The 23171-nt window shown below is 54.0% G+C and carries 17 protein-coding genes; 7 read left to right on the forward strand and 10 right to left on the reverse strand.

Going from position 1 to position 23171, the window contains the following annotated elements:
* Window positions 1–86: 86 nt before the first annotated feature.
* Window positions 87–908 carry a hypothetical protein gene (locus AC1AY0_RS05400; RefSeq protein WP_476525020.1) on the reverse strand — a complete coding sequence of 274 codons (822 nt, stop codon included), beginning with the start codon at window positions 906–908 and terminating at the stop codon, window positions 87–89.
* Between the two features lie 782 nt (window positions 909–1690).
* Between AC1AY0_RS05400 and AC1AY0_RS05405 the strand changes: the two genes are divergently transcribed.
* Together AC1AY0_RS05405 and AC1AY0_RS05410 are read left to right on the forward strand one after the other, a co-directional pair.
* Complete coding sequence (locus AC1AY0_RS05405) at window positions 1691–2143, forward strand: hypothetical protein (RefSeq protein WP_476525022.1); 453 nt, start codon at window positions 1691–1693, stop codon at window positions 2141–2143.
* Window positions 2144–2231: 88 nt separating this feature from the next.
* Entirely contained in the window at window positions 2232–2558 is a 327-nt protein-coding gene (locus tag AC1AY0_RS05410; protein ID WP_476525025.1) for a hypothetical protein, read from the forward strand.
* 54 nt (window positions 2559–2612) lie between these two features.
* Here the strand turns inward: AC1AY0_RS05410 and AC1AY0_RS05415 are convergent, their stop codons facing one another.
* Window positions 2613–4013 carry an ATP-binding protein gene (locus AC1AY0_RS05415; RefSeq protein WP_476525027.1) on the reverse strand — a complete coding sequence of 467 codons (1401 nt, stop codon included), beginning with the start codon at window positions 4011–4013 and terminating at the stop codon, window positions 2613–2615.
* Window positions 4014–4075: 62 nt separating this feature from the next.
* Here AC1AY0_RS05415 and AC1AY0_RS05420 point away from each other — a divergent pair, with 62 nt between their 5' ends.
* Window positions 4076–5185, forward strand: a complete 1110-nt coding sequence (locus AC1AY0_RS05420) for a protein rep (protein ID WP_476525028.1) — start codon at window positions 4076–4078, stop codon at window positions 5183–5185.
* A 370-nt stretch (window positions 5186–5555) separates the two neighbouring features.
* Here the strand turns inward: AC1AY0_RS05420 and AC1AY0_RS05425 are convergent, their stop codons facing one another.
* Both AC1AY0_RS05425 and AC1AY0_RS05430 read right to left on the reverse strand, forming a co-directional pair.
* A complete protein-coding gene (locus tag AC1AY0_RS05425; protein WP_476526016.1) occupies window positions 5556–8975 on the reverse strand; it encodes an FtsX-like permease family protein in 3420 nt (1139 codons plus the stop codon).
* A 2-nt stretch (window positions 8976–8977) separates the two neighbouring features.
* A complete protein-coding gene (locus tag AC1AY0_RS05430) occupies window positions 8978–9679 on the reverse strand; it encodes an ABC transporter ATP-binding protein (protein WP_476525031.1) in 702 nt (233 codons plus the stop codon).
* Window positions 9680–9980: 301 nt separating this feature from the next.
* On the opposite strand from AC1AY0_RS05430, the gene AC1AY0_RS05435 reads away from it, so the two are divergent.
* From AC1AY0_RS05435 to AC1AY0_RS05445, 3 genes are all read left to right on the forward strand, one after another.
* Window positions 9981–10592, forward strand: a complete 612-nt coding sequence (locus tag AC1AY0_RS05435) for a TetR/AcrR family transcriptional regulator (RefSeq protein ID WP_476525033.1) — start codon at window positions 9981–9983, stop codon at window positions 10590–10592.
* A gap of 51 nt (window positions 10593–10643) precedes the next feature.
* Entirely contained in the window at window positions 10644–11189 is a 546-nt protein-coding gene (locus AC1AY0_RS05440; protein WP_476525034.1) for a peroxiredoxin, read from the forward strand.
* A gap of 246 nt (window positions 11190–11435) precedes the next feature.
* Window positions 11436–11564 (forward strand): hypothetical protein, encoded by a 129-nt coding sequence (locus tag AC1AY0_RS05445; RefSeq protein ID WP_476526018.1) that lies wholly within the window; start codon window positions 11436–11438, stop codon window positions 11562–11564.
* 227 nt (window positions 11565–11791) lie between these two features.
* On the opposite strand, the gene AC1AY0_RS05450 is transcribed toward AC1AY0_RS05445, so the two are convergent.
* Window positions 11792–12835 carry a LacI family DNA-binding transcriptional regulator gene (locus tag AC1AY0_RS05450; RefSeq protein ID WP_476526020.1) on the reverse strand — a complete coding sequence of 348 codons (1044 nt, stop codon included), beginning with the start codon at window positions 12833–12835 and terminating at the stop codon, window positions 11792–11794.
* Between the two features lie 269 nt (window positions 12836–13104).
* Between AC1AY0_RS05450 and AC1AY0_RS05455 the strand changes: the two genes are divergently transcribed.
* A complete protein-coding gene (locus AC1AY0_RS05455; protein ID WP_476525035.1) occupies window positions 13105–13233 on the forward strand; it encodes a hypothetical protein in 129 nt (42 codons plus the stop codon).
* Window positions 13234–13391: 158 nt separating this feature from the next.
* On the opposite strand, the gene AC1AY0_RS05460 is transcribed toward AC1AY0_RS05455, so the two are convergent.
* The 5 genes from AC1AY0_RS05460 to lepA all read right to left on the reverse strand — a co-directional run bounded on the left by AC1AY0_RS05460 (window position 13392) and on the right by lepA (window position 23044).
* Window positions 13392–14735, reverse strand: a complete 1344-nt coding sequence (locus AC1AY0_RS05460) for a metal-dependent hydrolase family protein (protein WP_476526022.1) — start codon at window positions 14733–14735, stop codon at window positions 13392–13394.
* 150 nt (window positions 14736–14885) lie between these two features.
* Window positions 14886–17144 carry a YhgE/Pip family protein gene (locus tag AC1AY0_RS05465; protein WP_476525075.1) on the reverse strand — a complete coding sequence of 753 codons (2259 nt, stop codon included), beginning with the start codon at window positions 17142–17144 and terminating at the stop codon, window positions 14886–14888.
* Window positions 17144–19663 carry a YhgE/Pip domain-containing protein gene (locus tag AC1AY0_RS05470; protein ID WP_476525074.1) on the reverse strand — a complete coding sequence of 840 codons (2520 nt, stop codon included), beginning with the start codon at window positions 19661–19663 and terminating at the stop codon, window positions 17144–17146. Before AC1AY0_RS05470 ends, AC1AY0_RS05465 begins: the two co-directional genes overlap by 1 nt.
* A 156-nt stretch (window positions 19664–19819) precedes the next feature.
* Window positions 19820–21088, reverse strand: a complete 1269-nt coding sequence (gene hemW, locus AC1AY0_RS05475; protein WP_476525072.1) for a radical SAM family heme chaperone HemW — start codon at window positions 21086–21088, stop codon at window positions 19820–19822.
* 75 nt (window positions 21089–21163) lie between these two features.
* Window positions 21164–23044: a translation elongation factor 4 gene (gene lepA, locus AC1AY0_RS05480; RefSeq protein ID WP_476525070.1), complete on the reverse strand. Its 1881-nt coding sequence runs from the start codon at window positions 23042–23044 to the stop codon at window positions 21164–21166.
* Between the last annotated feature and the right edge of the window lie 127 nt (window positions 23045–23171).

The following is a 23171-nucleotide window of genomic DNA, read 5'->3' on the forward strand; positions in this document are numbered from 1 at the left end:
GAGACGGGGAGGACCTATGCAGAATAACGAAGCAGGTCGAAAGGAAAATGACCTTTAATTGCATAAAACTGAAAAAATCGGTTGCGTCAATGTCGGAAAGCCGGTGCAGTAGCCAATGCAAGACGGTAGACGGGCTTTCTCCTGCCTTCCGGTAAAACACGAATCACGGATGCTACCAGAGAATCAGTAATATGCCGATGAAGGAATTGATATAACTGCTTGGTATGAGGTTTTACGGCGAGAATCAGGAAACCATTCGGCGTCAGTAATTTGCATACTGGAACATGCCGAGTACCAGTAGCGGAAATTGAAACCACACATCGTCCAAACCAGAAAGAATGTTCAATCAGAAAACGAGGAGGAACGTTTCTCGAGCCTGCATACTCCATCAGAACGCAATCGGCTCGCCTACAAATCCATCGATATGCAGATTCCGCCGCCAGTTCCTGTTTGAGCAACGAAAAAGGAATCGGCCATCGACCATGAAGCCGAATCAGACGAATCAGCTCATCGACTTCGAATTCTGTCGGAATACGCAAATAGACGTCTGGCACATACGCAGCATATGACGACATGCAGCAATAGATTTTCATATGGAAGCTGGTTCTACGACGAACTAGTGACTCAAGCTTTGCAAGGCCTGCATCGTTCACGCTGCCGAAGGGAGTTTTACGAAGGGTAAGTACCCGATCCCCTTCCTTCGCCAGGTAATCGCCAATATCAATCGGGTTGTAACTGATGGAAACATTTACATCTGAAAACTGACGGCAGTACCAGTCCGAACCAAGGAAACAAGACACAGGCAGATTCCGAGTACCGTTCAAGATCAACGCATCGGGATCTTCTTCGGTAAGAGTTAACAGCGACAACAGCTGACTAGCCTGCATCGAATACTTCGAATACGGCATCACACCCCCACATACACGTAAGCAGTACATACTGTCATAACATGTCAGACGAAAAATTGACGCAGCAATCCCCGGAATAAAGGCGTTTAACGGCAAATGTCAGGATGTCAGGCATCACAATACCACTACATACGATATGCACTGCTCTACACATCAGCATCTGCGAAAAACTGACAATCATTCGCAAGTCCTTGAAATATAACGATAATCGGCGTCAAGAAGAACTCTGACTAACCATTGACGCACGCGACAAAAATACCCCACGTCATTCCTTCAATGGCCGACCCCAATCCAAGGTAAAGCCAAGCACTGCCGCACAAGCCCCTCTAAAATCGTTTTCGGACGTTCGAAATAGGAATCCCGCGGCTTTAGGCGCGTATTCATTACCAAGCCGCCCGCCCGCTTGCGGCCTACGGCCGTCGCGGCGGGCTCGGCCGCGCCTTGCGCGGCCACCATTCCGGCATCCGGTCACGGACTTTTCTCCCATACGCGGGCATGGTCAATCCGTCTTTCACGCCGAGGATTCGGAGCCGGTTTCACCGGCGCGTCGACAAGGACGCCCGGCATCCAGGCCGCGCGACCGCTTCCTGATATTCCAGGCCGCCGTTCCCGGCGGTGTTTGCCGTTCTTCGCGGATTCCACCCTAACGAGCCTTGCCGGTCATGCAAATCGTCCGTGCGCGAAACCATGTTTTCCGAAACGTCCGGCTTGCTTGACCGGCAAGGCTCATCATCGCGTATTCCGCCGAAGAACGGCAAAAAACAAAATCACGGAGGATAAATATGGACACCATAGAAATGCGCAACGTCGCCGCAGCCGATAAGCCGGAACCGCAGACCCTGCGCGAGGCAATCAACACCAGCCTGCATAATCGCGACGCCGTAATCTGCGCCATTCTCAACCCTGGCATGAAGGATGCGGAGTGGGATGCCCTCACCATGACACCGCACTCTCCCACCGCCAGGAGCATCATGCAGCGCATCATCGTCAACGCGCTCCGCCAGCCTGAACGGCTTGACGTTCCACGTATCCAACGTTTCGCCTCATGCCTCGCACATGCGGGGCGTGAGCATCATGAACCGCAGACGCTCGCCACCGCCGCTTATCTTCATCTGCTTTCACGGAACATGCCCGAGGCGGTCACGGCGGCGTTCGAGGCCTTGTCCCTGGACGAAACGACTTCGCTTGCCACGCTCGTGTTGGAAACCCTTCATCGAGGAATCCTGCGGCTTTAGGCGCGTATTCATTACCCAGAAAGCCGCATAGAAACGTGAGGAGGAATGGGAAAGTCCCACCCCTCGGATTCGGAGAAAGGAGATTCCGATGAATCGTATTCCAGTGGATACCCCTGCATTGGGAGACACTCGGTTCCTGAGTTCGGAACCGAAACTTGATGGCGACGGCAACGCCGTTATCAGAGACAAGGTCCCAGTGCAGGTGGTCAGCGTGCTCATCAAGCCGCTTACGGGCAAACGGGAGGTCATTGAGGTGAACGTGCCCAGCAAAGAGCCCCCTCGGGGACAGGAGTATGCGAAAATCCGTCTGATGAATCTCACCGCGCGCCCGTGGGCCGTGGATGGACGCAATGGCATCACCTTCAACGCGGATGAGGTGAATATCCTTCCTCTGCCGCAAGGCGACGCCAAGTAGCCGACCCGGCAAAAGCCGGAGTACATGGTTTTTGCCATGCGCTCCGGCTTTTTATCATGCGAGGAAATCCCATCGCACCCAGTCGGGTTTGTCTCCGTCGTTGATGATGCTCATGCCACGCCATGCGGCGCGATCCATACCGTCGAAATTCATCCGTTTCATCGTCTCGTTGGAACAGCCCAGAATGGCCTGCGTTTTCGAGCTCTCAGCCGACCAGAACGCGATACGCATCAGTTGGCTACGCACCGACGTGTCAATCACATCGCTCGTCCAGTCCTGCGAGCACAGAACCGTGCACCAGCCGGCGGATGCGCCCACGCGGATCAACGTCAGGATATTGCGTTGAATGGCCTTCAACAGTTCGGTCTCAGCCTTGGTACGGCCTTTCATGGCCCATAATTCCTGACACTCATCAATGATCAGCAAACGCAGGGGCGGGCGTCTGTTCGCGGTGAGGTCCCAGAAACTACGGTCCAACGCATATTGCCGGGCTCTCATATCCTCCACCTCACGGTCCAGCATGTCTTTCGCTTGTTGCAGGAAATCCTCATCCCCACGGTCAGCCAGCACCCGGGCACCCAACATTTCCAATGACGGAACCGAGCTTGAGAGCGCATTGGTGAAATCACCGCCGCCTTTGCAGTCGATTACCGACACGGAAGCAAAACCGAAATGCTGCAACGAGGCAGCCAACATGCAAACCGCCTTGGTTTTGCCCGACCTTGATGCGCCTCCCACGCACAATCCAGGCACATTACGCAGCTGCAGGCAATGATCTCCTTCAAGATCACGGCCTATCGGCACCGCGATGCCGTTATCCTGGGTAGACGGTGCAGGCAGCATGCCTATCCTACGAGCCCCGGCCAAAGCCTGCCATCGAGGATGCTTATGGAAACGGGCGGTGCAGCACACCCCATTGATTCCCGTCACCGTCGCGTCCACGCAATCCAGGAGCGGGGCCTTGCTCACCAGCACCGGCTCCAATTGGGACGGGGACAGGTTCGGCCCCAATCCTTCGCGAACCAGCAGCGTCAGTTCTTCCGGATACCACCACACACGATAATCGTGGGAATCATCGCCGGACACTAGGCCCAGCCTTCGGACCAGCCTATTGCCATTCCTTCGACGCTTCCTGTCGCTCCACATATCCACGTCCTCGAACGGCGACAATATGACTAGCGGCCACAATCCCCAATCCGATGTCAAATCAGCGACGGTCAGAACGCCGTCGCAGTAAAACGGGATATGCACCGGCAGGTCGACAATCAGAACCAGCACCAAAGAGAACAGCCAGACCCACGGCCACATACCGCCCCACGCCAGAGCGGGGATCATCAGCAGTACCCACAGCAACGAACGACGTGAACACAGCACGGCATCCCATAACCTTTTCACTCGAGGAAACCTTGATGCACGCAACTGTTTCATGTCAGTTCTCTTCGTATTCGTCTTCATGACGCCTCCTTCATTGATATCGGGCTTCGTGCTTCGTCACCTATGCGCATAGACGGTGCCTTATGAACGACCAGCCAAAGAAGAACAGCTACGAAGTGCGGCAAGCATGGCGTCAGATGCAGTGGGAGCGCAGGAACCGTAGCGCCGCATGGCTCATCGAGGAGGCGTTGCAACTGTCCGAAAGCACCACGACGGGTTTCATCAAGCCGATGAGGATCGCACGCTGCGGATGGACATTGGGCAAACCCGTCGTCCAGCTCATCGACGGCAAGGCCAGCATCGCGAATCTGGAGCATTGCGCATCACCCTGGGCCTGCCCGATCTGCGCGCCGATCATCCGCATGAAAAGAGGAATGGACCTGCAACAAGCCGCAAACAGGTGGCAGGCCGAGGGACACGGGCTCGTGTTTGCCACGCTGACACGCCCTCACACCCGAGGCGAGAGGCTTGAACAGGGCATGGATATCATCACCGTCAGCTGGTCGACCATGATAGCCTCGCAACGCTGGCGTCTTTTCAAGAAAACCTACGCCGTCACCCACTGGGCTCGGAGCATCGAAATCACATGGAATCCGTCACACGGATGGCACGCGCATATCCACGCACTCCTGTTCATCGACCGGCCCAATCCTCATATCAAGGAATTGCAAAACAACCTCTACGATCTGTGGAACACGATGCTCCGGCAGCAGGGCAGCCGCAAAGCGTCCAAACGCCACGGTGTTACCCTCCTGCCCGTCAAGGAATCACCGGAACGCGTAGGCCGATACATGTGCAAACCACCGGACGCGATAGGCATGGAAATCACCCGCATGGACAACAAAACCAGCCGCAAGGACAGCCTGGCGCCATTCCAGCTCCTTGACCAATCCACCATCGACGATATCGGGGGCAGCAAAGCCAAACACCTCTGGCTCGAATACGCGCACGCCACCAAGGGACAACGCAGCATCACCTGGAGCCGGGAACTCCGCTCAAGCCTTCTCAGCACACCAGAACAAACAGATCAACAGATCATCGAGGACACCATCTCCGGCATACCCGTCATCGACATACACCCCGACGCATACCGCCAGCTCAAACGCGAGCCAAGCGTCATGGCATTCATCCTCAGACTCACCGAAACCGGAGAAATCCCCCTCGCACTCGACATGCTCAACGACACCCTATGATAGAGGGAAATAGCCAGCTACCATGCCAAAACCGTTGTGGCCGACAATTCCGTTTTCTGGTTCATTCCGCCTGCAAATTTCGCCATCTGTGAAGGACATGAAATGCCGCAATGTCCCCTCATGTCCTCCCATTTGACGTACAATGCCAACGAAATGATGGTCGAAAACCGTTGCAATATATGGCTTCCGACCATGCGGAGGCGACTGGAGAAAACCGCGTAAAAAGTCAAGAGTCAATTTTACGCAATTTCAAGACACCTGGAAAACCGGCCATGTCATCAAGCAGCATGCGGTTGGGGTTTCTGATTTTCTCTCGCTGAGTTTGACTCAGCGAGAGAAAATCAGAAACCCCAACCGGAATTGAGAGCCGTTACTCCACCGACTTCAGTGCTGCGAGCATATCGACTGTGCGCAATCGTCTATAGACCACAACGCCAAGTACGGCGAGCACCACGACGATCAGCACCAGCGGCACAACGAGTGCCAGCCAGCCGAGCGCTGGATCGAACATCACCTCGTCCGGTGGCACCTCGGTGATGATGTACTGATGCAGCCACTCGCCGAACGCATATCCGCCAAGAATGCCGAGCCCCGAAAGCACGATGGTTTCTCGGTAGATATACATGGTGGTCTCATTGGAGTGGAATCCAAGCACCTTGATGGTGGATAGCTCTCGGATACGTTCGGAAACGTTCAGATTAGTCAGATTGTAGAGAATCACTATGGCGAGCAATGCAGCCACGAGAATCAGCACTTCCATAATCTGGTTCAGTGAATTCACGATGGTGGCCACCTGATTCTTCATCGTAGTGTTCTGTACCACTCCCCTGACGCCATCCACTTTCATGAACGAGGCGCCCTGGCGTTCGGCGTTCTCAATACTGTTGTCTTTGAGTTTGACCATGTACGCGTTCGACTGGTAATCCGTGTGGAACACATGCTCATATTCCCCGGAAGACATCACCATGAAATGCCCGATATACATTTCCGTGACGCCGTCCACTCTCACGCGCCGCTCCACGCCATTGCTGTCGGTTACGGTAATGGTGTCCCCCACCTGCGCGTTCAGCATATCCGCCATGCGTTCGGAAATGATCGCACCACGGTCGGTCAACACTTGCGGTTCGCGAGTGGTACGCGAGCGCAGGGTCATGTAATCGCCGAAGTTGTAGGCGTCATCCGTGACCAGCAACGTGATGGTCTGCTTATCGTTCTCCTTGCCAGCGGTTTTGGTGAGTTCCTCGTATCGAATCGGCGTGGAGTCAGACACGGCATCGCGTTTCATCGATTGGGCGACGGTCGCGTTCTGCTCCTCATTGTTATCGCTGCGTTCGGCCACGATGAGGTCGTAGTGGATGATCTCATCGAACTGACGCTCACCGATCTGTCCGATGGATGCCTGCACGCCAAGTCCTGCTGTAAGCAGCGACACTGCACCGGCCACGCCGAAGATGGTCATCAATCCGCGCGTCTTGTAACGGAATAGGTTGCGTGCGGTGACCTTGCGGGTGAAGTTCAACCGGTTCCACAGCGGTGTGATGCGTTCGAGGAAAATCTTCGAACCTTTGGCGGGTGGTTTCGGCAGCAACAGTGCCGCAGGCTTGTCGGCCAGTTCTCGCGATGCCGCGATTACAGCAGGCACCACAGCGCTCACCCATGCGAGCAGGAACGCGGCCAAAGTAACCATCGGATGGAAAACCAGCGCAATACGTGGCACGGTGAAGCCGTCCGAGTACGCATGGTAGACGATCATCGGCAGCAGGGTATGGCCGAGTATGACGCCGAGAATCGTTCCGATAGTGGATGCGGTGAAACCGTAGAATACGAATTTCTTGAGAATATCGCAGTTGCCATATCCCAGTGCTTTCAATGTGCCTGAGTTGGTGCGCTCTTCATCGACCATACGGCCCATGGTGGTGAAAGTCACCAATGCCGCCACGAAATACATGAACACTGGGAAGATCAATGCCAGTTTTTCTACGATGTTAGCGATGATTTCGTAGACTCGGTAGCCTTCCGAAGTCAATCCTTCGCGACGTCCGTCGATCGAATAGGCAGGCACTTCGAGTGTGTCCACTTTTTCGCGGGCCAGTGCGATATCATGCTCGGCTTGCTTGATTTTCTTTTCGGCCGCTGGTTTGGCTTCGTTGAATTCTTCGAGTTTGGCGTTGTATTCATCCTGGGCTTTCTCAAGCTGCCGGTTGCCTTCAATAAGCTGGCTGGCTCCATTCGAAGCGCTTGCAGGTGCCGAGGAGACCGCTGAGCCGAGTTCGGTCTGTTTGTTGGCGAGTTGATTGGCGGCATCGGCGATGGCAGCCGCATTGTTCTGATATTCCTCGCTGCCTTGCTTGAGCTCGGCAGCACTGGAATTCCACTGTTGCAGGGCCGTATTGTAAGAGCCAAGCTTGTCGTTGTATTGTGCGGCGGCATTGTTATATGCTTCTACGGCACGATCGTATTGTGCTTTCACACTGTTATATACTTCGCCGGTCAGTCCGGAATCCGACCATGTCTGCAGCGCGGCACCGGTTTTATCGAGCACGGCTTTGGCACTATCCAATGCCGTGCGAACAACATCGAGCTGTGTTTTGGCATCGGTCAATTGCTGCCAAGCTAATCCAAGTTGACTTTGCCCTTGACTCAGCTGCTGACCGCCTGCAACCAGTTTCGTTTGCGCCGCTGTCAGCTGCGAGCCGGCGGATGCGATCTGCGCAGTGGCACCTGAAAGCTCAGCCAATGCGGATGACGCTTGATCCACAGCTTCCACACTGCCGTTTGAGAGCTGGTCTTTGCCGGCTTCTATCTGTGCTTTCGCGTCATCCAATTGCGTTTGCGCGTCGGTAAGCTGCTGCTTGGCTGCGTCGACCTGCTGTTGCGCCTTATCAATCTGTTCCCTGCGCTCTTCGCGAATCGTGGCCTCGCGCGCTTGAGGCTGGTCGGCCAGACGTGTGGTCAATGTCTCCTTATGCTGCTGCACTCGGTCGCGGTATTCGCTGGTCCAGTAATCCATGGTTTGCGTATCCGTGAAGGTTACGCGTCCGATCATGGTGACGTTGGAATCGAATGCTGAGTCGGTAACCACCGCGTATCCGTCGAGTTCGCCGGTGCCTGCTGTGGATTGTCCAAGGTTCACATTCGACAGTGCTTCGCTGGAATTCACAAAGCCGACCACTGTGTATCTACTGCGCTTGAGTACTTTGTCTCCAGCGATATCAGGCTGTTCTGTGACAGCTATGGTGCTGTCGATGGCGTATTTGTCTCGTTCGGTACTGTCCAGTGCGATTTCGTTCGCTTTATTTGGCAGTCTGCCTTCCTGAACCGAGAATGTGGAGATGCTTTCTGGCTTCGAATAAATACGCAGGCTATGGTTGCTGTGTGCGATGGTCACATCTTTGAAATAGCCGAATTCCGCCGCTTTGACGCCGGGAGTATTGCGGATGATGTGCGCATCATCGTCGGTAAGTCCGTAATCGCTGATGATGGTGACATCGGCCAGATTGTTGGTGTTGTAGTAGTTGGTTCCGGTGACGCGCATGTTCGGGCCGGTGACGAACAGTCCCACGAGCGCAAACGATCCGAGCAGCATCAGGCTCACGATGGACAGAAAGCGGCCTTTGGATTTTCGCAATGTGGCGAAAATGTCCTTCCACAGCATGCGTTTGCGCAACAGACTTGAGTGGGATGCTTTGCAATGTCTGCGCCCACTAGCCCCATGAGTTCGGGTTGCGGAGGTAGCGGAAGATGCGGAACCAGCCAAGCTTTCTTCCATGAAATCCTCGAAATCAGCCATATTTACCACTCCAGGTCCTTGATATCCATCGGATGCTCGTTGATTTCTATGGATTTGACTCGCGCGTCATGCATGTGAATCACACGGTCGGCAATGGGGGCGATGGCAGAGTTATGGGTCACAATCACCACGGTTGCGCCTTGCTTGCGGCTCTGATCCTGCAAAATCTGCAACACCTGTTTGCCAGTGTTGTAATCAAGCGCACCGGTTGGCTCGTCACACAACAGAATCTTGGGGTTCTTGGCCACGGCTCGTGCGATGGCTACGCGCTGCTGCTCACCGCCAGAAAGCTGGGCCGGGAAATTATTGATGCGATCCTTTAACCCCACGTCTATCAACGTCTGCACCGGGTCTTTTGCATTCTTGACGATTTCCGATGCCAGTTCCACGTTCTCCTTGGCGGTGAGGTTGGCGACGAGATTGTAGAACTGGAAGACGAAGCCGATGTCGTAGCGACGGTAGTCGGTGAGTTGGTGGGCATTGTAATTGGAGATGTCTTTGCCGTCAATGATGACTTGGCCCTCGGAATTGGTGTCCATGCCGCCCAAAATGTTGAGCACGGTTGATTTGCCGGCACCTGACGCGCCAAGAATTATCGCCAGTTCGCCTTGTTCGATGCCGAAACTGACGTCGTTATTGGCGGTGATGGTGGTGCTTCCGGTGTGGTAGCGCTTAAAGCTATGAACCATTTCGATATATGCCATGCTGATTGTTTCCTTCTTGCCGACCTCCCGGCTCCCCTTGACAGGGGAGCTGTCGGCAAAGCCGACTGAGGGGTAGACCTCGCCTGTATTGTGTCTTTTCTTCACATTGAATAAACAACGTGTTGATTTATTACTCGAATCGTAAAGTCGCCCGGAAATGCCCGTCAATGACCAGAATTATGCAAAGTGTCCAAATTGAACACTTCATTGAAAAGTGCTGATTTGAGCAACTAAATCAACAACATGTTGATAGAATCGAGAGTCGAACAATACGAGCCGAAGACAAGAAACGGAAGGAATCATGACCGGCAAGCGCAATACCAAAACCGAAGCGAAGATCAAGGCGGCATTCACCCAGCTGATGCAGTCCAAAGGTTTTGACGCCATGACAGTAAGCGACATTGCTCGTTCAGCCGGCATCAATCGCGGCACGTTCTATATGCATTACATCGATAAGTTCGATTTGCGCCAGCAGCTCATTGACGACACCATCGATGACCTCACGCAGATTCTTATCGACAATTCTGACGAAACCGGTCAGACCACAACTCCTAGTGGTAAATCCGTGTGCGATGCATTCCAAGAAGTAGCCATCGCCAAGGCATTGCACTATGTCAAAGACGATTATGCATTCTTCAATGCGGTCTCCCGCTCCGGCACCGATATGCAGCTGTACGATCGATTGAAGAACGTACTTAAGCAGCTCATCGTGGCACAGGCCAAGCGCTTCGGGGAAGAACCGAAGCATGACTACAACGGTATTCCCGCTGATTATGCGATGGAGATTCTGGTCTCGGCGGTCTCCTCAATCATCTGGCTGTGGATTCGCCGCGGCTGCAAGGAGACGCCCGAGCAAATCTGCCGCATCATCGAAACCAACAAAACCACAGCACCCATTGACGTGCTGTGGTAATCACGTGAAATGGCAGGACCAGAGACGAGAGCAGCAATTACGATACCGAGTATGAGCAACACCGAACACACCATTGATACCTCGACCGATACCACCACCTCTCCTGCAGCCGACTTGCCTGTGCGACTGACCGCAGGGGCGCAGGCACCGGATTTCACGCTGTCTGCCGTTAACCCGGACGGCACTGAATGTACGGTGACTCTGTCAGCACTCACCACGCAGGGCAAAAGTGTGATTCTCTACTTCTACCCAGCCGCAATGACTCCGGGCTGCACCACAGAAGCCTGCGATTTCCGCGATAATATGGCACGGCTTGGTGCGCTTGGATACACGGTTCTCGGCGTTTCCAAGGATTCGATTGCGAAACTGCAGAAGTTCCGCGAACGCGATCACCTGTCGTTCCCACTGCTTTCCGACCCCGATCTGACCGTGCATAAGTTGTATGCCGCATATGGAGAAAAGAAGCTGTATGGCAAGACGCATGTGGGAGTAATCCGCTCTACTTTTGCCATTGATGCCCAGGGCGTCATCGAATTGGCTCGATACAACGTGCGTGCCAAAGGGCACGTGGAGTCATTGCTGAAGAAGCTGGGCTGATACTCCCCTCAGAGAAGTCTGACAGGGAACGGTGTCGATTCCACCATAGAGAAGCGTGTATAGTCACATTCGTATCGAACCGGTTCGATTCAAGCGGGAGTAAGAATGGCGAAAAATGGCGCGAAACGCCGATGACCATACGGTAACTTGCCAACGCAACGAAACAGCGTTATTCTGAAACCGGTTTCAAACGAAACCGAAAAAATTCAAAGCCAACCGGCTTTGACCCAACGAAAGGAAACGATTATGTCTCTCAAGGATTCTATGCTGCGCGGTCTCGCTCTCTACGGCGCCAACACCATGGCTCAGAACAGCATGAAGAGCGCTGAACTGATCGCTGATCTGATCAACGATTCCGAGAAGACCGCTCGCTGAATCAACTAGCGCAAGCGCATATGGGAATCATCTAGTACAGATGCTTCTCCCCCGACCAAATAGGTCATCCATGAATATCGATAATTCAACAGTCAGCGGGAAGCTGGCATAACTGAATAATCGGACAACGGCGTCCATTTTTACTTTTTCGTACTTTGTGTCATTCACGCAAGGCTCCTCTCAGTCAGCTTCGCTGACAGCTTCACTCAAGAATGGGAGCCAGAAACTCAAATAGGGAAACCAGAAAACGTCGCTTCGGACTCGCGCAGGCAGGGGCGGCCTTGTACGATTTCCACCTGCGCAGGCGGCGGCTCGATTCCGGCTCGATTGGCTTGAATCTGCGCAAACAGCATACGGAAGGCGCGCTCCCCCATCTCATGGAAATTCTGCGTGTAGCTGGTCAGCGGCGGTTCCCACATAGCGTCAAAAGACATGTCGTCAAAACCGACAACACTCACATCCTGAGGAACCCTGCGACCAGCCTCACGCAATCCCTTGATAACAGCAATAGCCAGTTCATCACTGGCAGCAAATACAGCTGTTACATCGTCGCGGCTGCCAAGACTCTTCCCCACCAGCACAGCTTTACGCAAATCACCAGCAGGCACCATAATCGGCTCCGTCACATCCACGCCACGCTCTTCGAGTGCATCTCTCCAACCATTGGTACGTGAATTGTCACCGGATTCCTGGTCCCATTGCACATGGAATACCGTGCGATGCCCTAAATCCAGTAAATGCATAGTCATCCAGCGGCCACCATCACGCTCGGCATTGATGATCTGATAATCGCCATCCCCAAAGCCGCCACCCACTACGACTGTGGGCACACTTTGCGGGATAGCCTTCAGTGCTTCCACACCGGCCCAGCCGTATTCATAGACCAACACGCCGGCGGGCCTTACCGCCAGTCCCATCTTCACACGGGTTGCAACCGTAGCTATATCAGATTCGTCCAAAGAAATGATATTGAGAAGAAAACCGCATTGCCGTGCGGCGGCCTCCACGCCATGATTGGTGGCGGAAGTAGAGAATTCATCCGGCTTTGAGGCGAACACCACTACAGAATCCATCTCACGATTGGATAACGCACGAGCTGCCATGCTCGGCTCATAGCCAAGCTCCTGAATCGCTTCGGCTATGCGCTTGCGTTTGTCTTCAGTAATATTCGCAGTGCCATTGAGATATCGCGATACCGTGGGAGCTGAAACACCGGCGAGCTTGGCCACATCCTTGATAACCGGCCGGGAACGCTTCGTACTCCTCGCCATGCCTCTCCCCTTTTTTCTTTCCAACGTCTTTGCGACGCTGGTTAAACCTGCAATCAGTAATCCACCATAGAGAGGCGTACGCACAAGCACATTCATATCGAACCGGTTCGATTCAAGCGGGAGTAAGAATGGCGGAAAATGGCGCGAAACGCCGATGACCATACGGTAACTTGCCAACGCAACGAAACAGCGTTATTCTGAAACCGGTTTCAAACGAAGCCGAAAAAAATCAAAGCCAACCGGCTTTGACCCAACGAAAGGAAACGATTATGTCTCTCAAGGATTCTATGCTGCGCGGTCTCGCTCTCTACGGTGCAAGCACCATGGCTCAGGGCAGCGTTCAGAGCGCCAAGGTGATCGCTGACATCATCAACGACTCCGACAAGGTTGCTCGCTGAACCAAATAGCGCTCATGCGCTTATGAGAATCATCTGATAGCGATGTTTCTCCCCGACCGAATAGGTCATATGAAGATTCGATAATTCAACAGTCAGCGTGAAGCTGGCATAATGAATAATCGGACAACGGCGTCCATTTATTCTTTTTCCAGCAGAGCCTATGCATATGCCTGATCCAAAAGCTCGTCAATTTGCACGAACCGATCAACTTCGGGCCTGAATACCGGCCGACCAGCGGCCACCACTAAGGCCGGATGCTCCAGCACATACAAATCATCCAATGGATTGGAGTTCAAGACCAGCAAATCAGCAGATTTGCCGACTCCCAGCGAACCGGTCACATCATCCACACCAAGAATTTTCGCGTTTACCTGCGTTGCCGCATGAATGGCTTGAGCCGGCGTGAATCCAGCGAATCGAACCAAGAGGGCAAGTTCACGCCATGTGGCGTACTGCGGCACGAACGTCATGCCAGTATCCGTGCCGACTCCCACAACCAACCCGGCATCATGCGCCTGCTTGGCTCCTGCAACCATGCCTTCAACCACATTCTTGGAGTTTTCAAGCTGAATATCCGTAATGCCAGTCACCTTCTGGTCGATCATGGTCAGCGGAAGTCCGGCAGACAGCGTAGGCACCAGAGCGGAATAGCCACGCAGCGCATTGGGATTATGGCGGAACAAGCCAATTAGCTCATCATCCAACGCACTACCATGCTCGATGGTGTCCACTCCGGCTCTGAGTGCACGGCGCACACCTTCCGCACTTTGTGCATGCGCGCCCACGATAATGCCATGTGCATGGGCTTCATCGCAGATGGCACGCATCTGTTCCACGCTCATCTGTGGACTGCCGGCTTCACCGACTTTCTGCGCGTCAGTCACTCCTCCGGTCGCCGCAATCTTAATCGCGTTGACACCATGCGCAATATTCTGCGCAGCACAGGCACGCGCCTCTTCAGGCGTAGAGCTGGTCAATGCGATCAACGGAGCCCCATGACCTTCCGGAATAGCCAGCAACGGACCAGATGCCAGAATTCGTGGTCCGGCAACTTCACCGGCCGCAACCTTATCCCTCAGCGCCACCACTTCATAGCCCACGTCGCCCAACGTACGAATAGTGGTAACACCGGAATCCAATAGCGTTTCCGCATTGCGTTGCACCGTAGTCTTCATATACGGTTTGCCAAGCGCTGAATGCACCAGTTGAGCAAGCATGCGCTGGCCTTTGGGCGTAGCCAGCTTGGGATTGAGAGGCTTGCCCTGCGCAAACAAATGCGTATGCGCGTTGATTAGTCCCGGCATTACGGTTTTGCCGGTGCCATCCAAGTAATGGTATTCCTCGGGAATACTGGTTTCGATGCTAGGCGCCACCTGTTCGATGCGGCCGGATGCATTGACCAAAATGGTCATATTATTGCGTATGCTGCCTGCTTGGTCACCGGTAACAACGCGCACATGGGCGAGTGCAAACGGTTCAATCAGCGACTGGTGACGGCTCATGGCAACGCTCCTTCATTGGATATCCATGCGGAATTGACCCCGCATCTCTGCCTCAGACTCAAGACTACTCTCGAGCACACGGCATCAATCCAATCCTCGACTTGAAGGAGCGTTAGCTTTCACCCTGTCTCCACAGAGCGCCCCAGCAAATCAGCCAAGCACCTTGGTACTCGCCACCAAATCGTTACTACGAGCCATGGCACGACTAATCGGCGTATACAACGGGATGCCGATAAGCAGAGCCACAATAAGGTAGATGCCCATACGCCCCATTTGCTCCCAATACACATTGCCATAGAAGCCGGCAATCGTTTCACGCAAAGCGGCCATAGCATGGGAGAACGGCAGATACGGGTAGACTTCGCGGAATCCGTCAGGCAGCATTTGCACCGGGAATGTGCCGCCTGTGCCAGCGATTTGCGCAATCATCAATGCCGTGCTAATCGCCTTACCGATATTGCCGAACACTGCCGCCAATGTATAGATGAATACGCTGCAGGCAAAGGCCGTCCACCATAGACACAGCATAAAGAGGAACGGGTTGACGGTCTGCACCCGCAGATAGAGCAGGTCGCCTAGTCCAAGAATCGTGGTCTGAATCAAGGCAAGTGAGACGAATATCACGCCTCGGCCAAGATACAGCTGCCAGCCTTTCGGCTTATGCAGTGCTGCCACGGTTTTCTCGGACACATTCGGCTTCATGATGATGCCAAGGAACATAACGCCCACCCAAATGGCCATCAGCGTATAGAACGGTGCCATAGCGGAGCCGTTGTTTTCCACCGGGAAGATAGCTTTGCGCTTGAGACTCACTGGTGTGGTCATGGCTGCAGCCAACGTATCCGCAGGCTGACTGAACAAGGTGCGTACCTGTTCCACTCCCCCGGATGCCAGGGCTTCGTCGATACTGTCCGCGGTTTGCTTCAGCTTGCCGGCCTGATCGGTCAATTGGCTGTTTGCTGAATCGAGCGTGCTGGCTACCGTATTGATACGGTCGAGCGCATCCGCAGCGCTTTGCCCACCGGATTGCGTGGTTTCGGTTACGCTCGCAAGCAGGGATTGCGCATCGCTCACTAGCAGTGCCGCATCCTTGCCGCTCTGCCGAGCTGCATTTGCAGCATTTTTCATCGGCGTCATCACATTATCCTGATACGACTGCTTCAGATCCCGAATCGATTGAGCCAACGCACTGGTTTGATTGCGAATATCCGTAGCGGCTTGGCTTGTGGATTGTGAGCCGGCTGCCACCTTGTCCGCTGCCGCGTTGAGCTTGGCATCATAATCATTGAGTTTGTCGATGCTGCGATCAACGTCAGCGATGGCGGCCGTGAGCGCTTTCAGTTCGGCATCCGTCGTAGCCTGGTCTTTCAAACCAGCAAGCGTGCTGCGATAATCGTTGAGGTTGGCAATCATCGGCTTGACGGTATTCGTAGAGATAGCACGAAGTTTTGCTGCGGTATCTGACGCCGAGGAGGATGGTTTCTCCAGCGCGTCGGCCACGTTGGAGCCAGCTGATTCAAGGGCATCAGCCAAAGCGTCCAACGCGGCTTCCATACCACTGTTGGCTTGGTCGATGGCATCGGCCGCCTTGTTGAGCTTGTTTTTTAATGCTGTGGTATCAACGCCACGCGAATTCATGGAGTCTTTGGAGGATTGCATAGCCTGCAGCGATGTTTCCATCATCGATGCCGCCGAACGGGTTAGCCCCGCATAACTGGAACTCAATGCTGCGGCCGAAGACAAATCTTCTGATTCCTGCCGCAAGCTGGCGCTGAGCGTGGATATTGACCGACTGCTTTGGTCAGTATCCAAATAATCCAGCACGGAATCCATCGTGCCAATCAATGCTGTTGCCACCGTTGAAGTCAGCGTGTCATTGATTTGTTCCTGCACAGCCGCAGCGCCTTGATTGGTGACTGTTGAAGCGATGGGATTCTTCTTGGGATTCGAATAATAGATGAGCTGGGCGTGATGCACGGCATCCGTTGTATCTGACTCGTCTGCGTTACCGGTATCGCTGGTTTGTGCAGTGAACAAGGCGAACACATCGGAACTGAAGTTCTTGGGGATAACAATCGCAGCATAGTATTCGCCACTTTGCACCCCGTCTTTGGCGTTCTTTTCAGTCACGAATGTCCATTTGAGATCTTCGTTGGCGCGTAAAGCGTTAACCACCTGATCGCCTACGTTCACGGCTGCCGGCAATAAATCGCCTTGGTAGCCTTGATCTGCGTTCGCTACGGCCACTTTCATTCCGCTCGTGTTGTTATACGGATTCCAGCTGCCGTAAATATTGAACCAGGCGTAGAACGAGGGCATCAGTATCAGGCCGATGGCAATAATCAATGCTATGACACTGCCACCGATGTGTTTGATGTCGCCCACAAAAATAGTCCAGATGTTGCGCATCAGTGCATCACCTTTCCAATCACGGATTGCATAAGTTCGCGAATATCCATGCTGCTTTCTGCAGCCTGCCTTGGCAGATTCAAATGCAGATATTCGATGATGATAAGTGCGATATCAATAACCAGCACCGCGATTAGCCAAACAACCAGGAATGCGATGCGCGGGCCGGTAATCATCATGATGATGAGGAACAGTACAGGAATCGCCCAGATCAGATGGAATCCGAAACGAATCACCGTGGGATAGTAGCGTTCGAAGGTCGCCGCACGCTTGCGTATTGCAGCGCCCCAGGTAGGATCGTGCATCATTTTGCGCACAGTACGCATCACATTGCGTTCGGATCCGACCACTTCCTGCTTCCTGACGTTAATCAGATCAGTGTCCGCCAATTCCCGAGTGAACAGGTCATTGAGGTTGGCGAGCGCCGGACGGCAGCATACGGTGCAAAACAGGAACACTACAGCAAACAGAGCCGTGCGTGCCAAATCAACCCAGAACGCGTTGCCATAGAAGCCGCCTATAGGTTCGCGCAATGCTTCCACACCGTAGGTGAACGGCAATATTGGGTGAAGTAGCTGGTAGAAGCGCGGCATCATTTCGATTGGGTACATGCCTCCCGCGCCAGGCACCTGGAGAATCAGCACGATGACGCTGAGCGCCATGCCGATATGTCTGAACATCATCACCAGACTGTATACGAGCGATACATAGGTCATCGAGCAGACCATGGTGCCGAAGATGTATGCCGCAGGGTTGAGGCACTGGATGCCGATGATGAGGTTGCCTACGGAGACTACAAAGCCTTGCAGCATGGCGAGCGGCATCATCAGCAGCCATCGGCCCAGGAAGGCCTGTGCGGGTGTCAATCCTTCGATTCCATCCGAGTCGGCGTCCTGCCTGAATAGGGTGATCGCCACGAATGAGCCAACCCAGCAGCCGACGTTGGTGAAGAACGGTGCTACGGAAGAACCGTAATTGCGTACCGAATAGTATTCTCGCGAATCCAGCGATACCGGAGATGCGAGGAAGTCGGAAACGGTATCCGCGTTGACTTCAGATAGTCCTTTGATCTTGGCCCAGGCTTCGCTGGCTTCCAGCACGGTGAAATCGTTGCGTGTACGCGTGATGGAATCATCCACCCGTTTGAGTTGCGTATCAGTTTGCGTCATGACTTCCGAGGCGGAGGCCAATGTGGAGTCCAGTTGGGCAAGGCTGGAGTCGAGTTGTTTCAGCTCTTGTGCGGTCGCCGCCGTGGTTGCGGACAGTCCGGTGAGGTTTGCTGAAAGCGTGTCGAATCCTTGATTGGCTTTATTGGAGGTTTCGCCGGAGATACGGGAAAGGTTATCCGCTTTCTGCTTGATGGTATTGATTGCCTTGTTGACAGTCTCCTGCGACGCGTTGAGCGAGTCCGGAATCGCAGTATTAATCTGCTGCAGGGCTGTGATCTGATCGGCGATGGCCTGCTGATGGTCTTTGGCCTGCTGCAATGCTTGGGAGTTTGCCAGCGTGGAATCGTTTTCCATGGTTTCGATGGCATCACCGAGACGGTCGTTGGCGGTTTGCAGCGTGGAAAGCATCGAGCTCACCTGCCCGGAGAGTTCTGCGGCATTGCCGTTGATTTGGCCGATGGCTCCGTTTGCCGTGCTGGACAGGTTTCCCAGCCCGGTTTGGCTTTGCGCAATGACCGTATTGGCGGATTGGTTGAAGCTTGACAATCCGCCACGTGCCGCACTGATTGAATCAGCGGTGTTTGCAATCGAATCGGATAGTGTATTCGCACGATTAGAGAGAGAAGCCATGCCCGTTCTGACTTCGGCGATAGTTTGGCGTGAGTTCTCGATGGATGTTTGCGCATCACTGGTGCCTGAGCGGGCATCGGTGATGCTGCCCTGGGCCTTATCAAGCTTGCCGCTCAGGGTGTTTGCAGTGCCGTCAAGCTTATCGTTGATCTTGCCGGCTTCCTTGGTCAATTCACGGGTAACAGTGGCACTTACGGTACGTACGAATGATTCATTAATTTGCTTTTCGAGTGATTGCGCACCGGACTGAGCTACTCGTGGCGATAATGAGTTGACTTTCTCGTTCACATAGAATTCGAGTTGCGGGCGAGTGATAGTGCCTTGCAGCACACTGGTCATATCTGCACTGAAGTCTTTGGGAATGATGATGGCCGCATAATAGTCGCCTGATTCCACGCCTTCGATGGCGCTGCTTTCGCTCATGAACTGCCATCCCAAATCATGATTGTTCTTGAGCTCGGCTACGGTCTGCTTGCCGAAATTCATAGTCATGCCGTTTACCGACGTGCCTCGATCATTGTTAGCCACGGCGATGGGCACATTGCCGGTTCGAGCATAAGGGTCGAGGTTCGCGGCTACGTTCAGCCATGAGTAGAGTCCAGGAATTACGCATGATGCAATAAGCAGAATCATCGCAAACGGTACAGCGAGTACTCGCCGCATATCTCGAACGAATACTTTCCACACATTGCGCACGCCAAGCTCCTTTTCCGTCAGCACATGAAAGCCATTAATCAGACAACAGAGTGTCTATTTAACACGGCTCACATTATGCGCGGAGTCAGGGCATAATGCAATGAACAAAGTCCCGCATTGTGTTCATTCACTTGCGGGATTGCACTAGTGGCGTGTGGAACACTTATGGTTTTTCGGAATTCACACGCCGATAAGTTCGAAGAACGTTTCGATAATAGCGTCGTTCAGTAAGCGACCTTTGCGAGTGGGAATAACACGAATGCCGGTCCCCTGATCGGATTCGGCGTTGAGGCTGCCTGCGTATGCTGAACTATCAGATTGACGTTCGAGGGTGATGAGTTCTTCATCAACCATCGGCTGCAGAGCATTCGGCTCAATGAGTCGCAAACCGGCTGCGCTCGCCGACTGAGCGGAAATGGTCCGATTGACCCGGCCCAAATCAAGGCCTTCACGGATACGCAGCCCCAGCATGATGAGCTCTTCGAGGTTCTCAGTCGGCGTAATCTCCTCGCTGCCGCCCCATGGCACACGATGTTCATTGATGGCCGTGCCCCACAAACGCGGATGGGCGATATCCCATGCGCGCAGGCCGTGTGTTCTGGAGGCCATCGCATTGTAATGAGAATGTGCGCCCGGCCCTAAACCAGCCCAATCAACATTGCGCCAGTAACCGAGATTATGCTGACTCTCATATCCAGGGCGAGCCCAGTTGGAAACCTCATACCATTCGAGGCCGGCCTGGGTAAACTGATCATCGGCAATCTCGTACTTGGCGGCCTCATCATCGTCATTCGGCTTTGGCAGAGTACCTGCCGCAAGCTGACGACCCATTTTCGTGGTCGGCTCCACAGTCAGAGCATAGGCGGAGATGTGATTGACACCGAGGTTAATAGCTGTTTCGACCGATGTGCGCCAATCATCAAGGCTCTCCCCCGGTGCTCCGTAGATGAGATCCACGCTGGAGCGCAAACCGGCCTTGGTCGCGGCTTTAACGCCGGCAGCCACGTTGGCCGGGGTATGCGTGCGGTCGAGTGTTTTCAGGACATGCGGCACTGCGGACTGCATGCCAAAGGAGATACGCGTGAAGCCACCTTCGGCAAGACGATTGATGTAATACTCATTGACCGTGTCCGGATTGGCTTCAGTGGTGATTTCCGCATTTGGTGCGATGCCCCAGATACGGCGGATGGCATTCAGCATGGATACCAGATCGTCTGCCGAAAGAATCGTGGGCGTGCCGCCACCGAAGAAAACCGTGGAGGCCTCTGGCTCCTCGATGCCATGGTCGAGCTGCCATTGTTTGGTCAGTTCCATCTCTCGAATGACCATATTGGCATAGTTGCCGCGCGAAGCCCCGCCTCCCAGATCCACCGCCGTATAGGTGTTGAAGTCACAATAGCCGCATCTGCGCAGACAAAACGGCACATGGATATAAACCTCAAACGGCATCAGTGACTCCCCCTTCCTACTCTGGCGCATTGCGGCTCCCTCTGACGAGGGAGCCCACAACCTTACGATTGATTCTCAGCCTTCTGTTTTCTGGGCGGCGCGAATCTTGTCTTTGGTGTCGCGGTCGTTGGATTCCTCGCCAGTGGAGAGCGCGGCGATGAATGCCTCCTGCGGTACTTCCACATGACCGAGCATCTTCATACGCTTCTTACCAGCCTTCTGCTTCTCGAGCAGCTTACGCTTACGCGTAATATCACCGCCGTAGCACTTGGCCAACACATCCTTGCGCAACGCGCGGATGTTCTCACGCGCGATAATGCGCGAACCGATTGCAGCCTGAATCGGAATCTCGAACTGCTGGCGTGGAATCAAACCGCGCAGCTTCTTCGTCATCATCACGCCATAGCTATACGCTTTATCACGGTGCACGATGGCGCTGAAAGCATCCACCTTCTCACCCTGGATGAGAATATCCACCTTCACCAGATCGGCGGTTTGTTCGCCATCCTCGTGGTAGTCAAGCGATGCGTATCCCTTGGTGCGGGACTTCAGCTGATCGAAGAAATCAAACACGATTTCCGCAAGTGGAATACGGTAATGCATTTCCACGCGGTCAGTGGAAATGTACTCCATCGTGCCCATGATGCCACGATGATCCTGGCACAAATCCATCACCGCACCGATGAATTCCTTCGGCGTGATGATGTCCGCAGCAACCATCGGTTCGACGATCTTCTTGATCTTGCCGTCCGGGAACTCGCTCGGATTCGTCACATGATGTTCGCTACCGTCTTCAGCAGTCACATCATAGGTAACGTTTGGAGCAGTCTGAATCAGATCCAAACCAAACTCACGAGAAAGACGCTCGTTCACAATCTCCATGTGCAGCAGACCAAGGAAGCCGCAGCGGAATCCGAAGCCCAATGCCACAGAAGTCTCCGGCGTATAAATCAGGGCGGCATCGTTGAGCTTCAGCTTATCGAGCGCATCGCGCAGTTCAGGGAACTGAGCATTATCAATCGGGAACAGACCGGCGTACACCATCGGCTTCGGGTCACGGTAGCCCGGCAGCGGCTCGGTCGCAGGACGGACCGCGGAGGTCAAGGTGTCGCCCACCTTGGACTGACTCACATCCTTGGCACCGGTAATAATGTAGCCGACCTCGCCGGCGCCGAGTGCCTTGGTGCGGGTCATATCCGGGCTGATGACGCCGATCTCAATAGGATCGTGGGTCATACCGATACCCATCATGTGCACTTTTTCACGGTCGTGCAGTTCGCCGTCTTCCATACGAATGTAAGTCACGATACCGCGATAGGAATCGTAGACGGAATCGAAAATCAGTGCACGGGCCGGTGCTTCCGGATCACCATGTGGAGCCGGAACTTCCATCACAATATGATCAAGCAAATCAGCCACGCCTTCGCCGGTTTTACCGGAGACGCGCAGCACATCGCTTGGCTCGCAACCAATCAGACCAGCGATTTCCTCAGCATGCTTATCCGGCTCGGCGCTCGGCAAATCAATCTTGTTGAGCACAGGAATAATAGCCAGATCATGGTCGATAGCCATGTACAGGTTGGATAGAGTCTGCGCCTCAATACCCTGGGTGGCGTCCACCAGCAGTACCGCACCCTCACATGCAGCCAGTGCACGGGAGACTTCGTATGTGAAGTCCACGTGGCCTGGGGTGTCAATCATGCCAAGCGTGTATTCGGTACCGTCGAACGTCCACGGCACGCGCACAGCCTGGGACTTAATGGTGATGCCACGCTCCTGCTCAATATCCATACGATCGAGGAAGCGGTCGCGCATCTCGCGTTCGGGCACAATACCACTCAACTGCAGAATGCGGTCGGCCACAGTAGACTTACCGTGATCAATATGCGCGATGATGCAGAAGTTACGAATTAACGACTGATCAGTGGAACCCGGCTGATTGTGTTGGACGACCAACGCATTCCTCCTCTTGGCGTAAGCTCACCATATACTCAAACTTCACCTAGTGTAGCCGAGGGACTGTATCCGGCGTGGCACTGCGCGGGTTTTTCCTGGGTGCGTGCTATCCTCTAACTTTTGTATG

The sequence above is a fragment of the Bifidobacterium sp. LH_416 genome (genome assembly GCF_056357055.1).

Excerpts from the sequence above, each read along its gene's own strand:
- AC1AY0_RS05425 (WP_476526016.1), bottom strand. The coding sequence starts at position 8,975 with ATGGCTGATTTCGAGGATTTCATGGAAGAAAGCTTGGCTGGTTCCGCA.
- AC1AY0_RS05405 (WP_476525022.1), top strand. The coding sequence starts at position 1,691 with ATGGACACCATAGAAATGCGCAACGTCGCCGCAGCCGATAAGCCGGAA.
- AC1AY0_RS05440 (WP_476525034.1), top strand. The coding sequence starts at position 10,644 with ATGAGCAACACCGAACACACCATTGATACCTCGACCGATACCACCACC.
- AC1AY0_RS05435 (WP_476525033.1), top strand. The coding sequence starts at position 9,981 with ATGACCGGCAAGCGCAATACCAAAACCGAAGCGAAGATCAAGGCGGCA.
- hemW (WP_476525072.1), bottom strand. The coding sequence starts at position 21,088 with ATGCCGTTTGAGGTTTATATCCATGTGCCGTTTTGTCTGCGCAGATGC.
- AC1AY0_RS05410 (WP_476525025.1), top strand. The coding sequence starts at position 2,232 with ATGAATCGTATTCCAGTGGATACCCCTGCATTGGGAGACACTCGGTTC.
- AC1AY0_RS05455 (WP_476525035.1), top strand. The coding sequence starts at position 13,105 with ATGTCTCTCAAGGATTCTATGCTGCGCGGTCTCGCTCTCTACGGTGCA.
- AC1AY0_RS05445 (WP_476526018.1), top strand. The coding sequence starts at position 11,436 with ATGTCTCTCAAGGATTCTATGCTGCGCGGTCTCGCTCTCTACGGCGCC.
- AC1AY0_RS05460 (WP_476526022.1), bottom strand. The coding sequence starts at position 14,735 with ATGAGCCGTCACCAGTCGCTGATTGAACCGTTTGCACTCGCCCATGTG.
- AC1AY0_RS05465 (WP_476525075.1), bottom strand. The coding sequence starts at position 17,144 with ATGCGCAACATCTGGACTATTTTTGTGGGCGACATCAAACACATCGGT.
- AC1AY0_RS05430 (WP_476525031.1), bottom strand. The coding sequence starts at position 9,679 with ATGGCATATATCGAAATGGTTCATAGCTTTAAGCGCTACCACACCGGA.
- AC1AY0_RS05450 (WP_476526020.1), bottom strand. The coding sequence starts at position 12,835 with ATGGCGAGGAGTACGAAGCGTTCCCGGCCGGTTATCAAGGATGTGGCC.
- AC1AY0_RS05400 (WP_476525020.1), bottom strand. The coding sequence starts at position 908 with ATGCCGTATTCGAAGTATTCGATGCAGGCTAGTCAGCTGTTGTCGCTG.
- AC1AY0_RS05415 (WP_476525027.1), bottom strand. The coding sequence starts at position 4,013 with ATGAAGACGAATACGAAGAGAACTGACATGAAACAGTTGCGTGCATCA.
- AC1AY0_RS05420 (WP_476525028.1), top strand. The coding sequence starts at position 4,076 with ATGAACGACCAGCCAAAGAAGAACAGCTACGAAGTGCGGCAAGCATGG.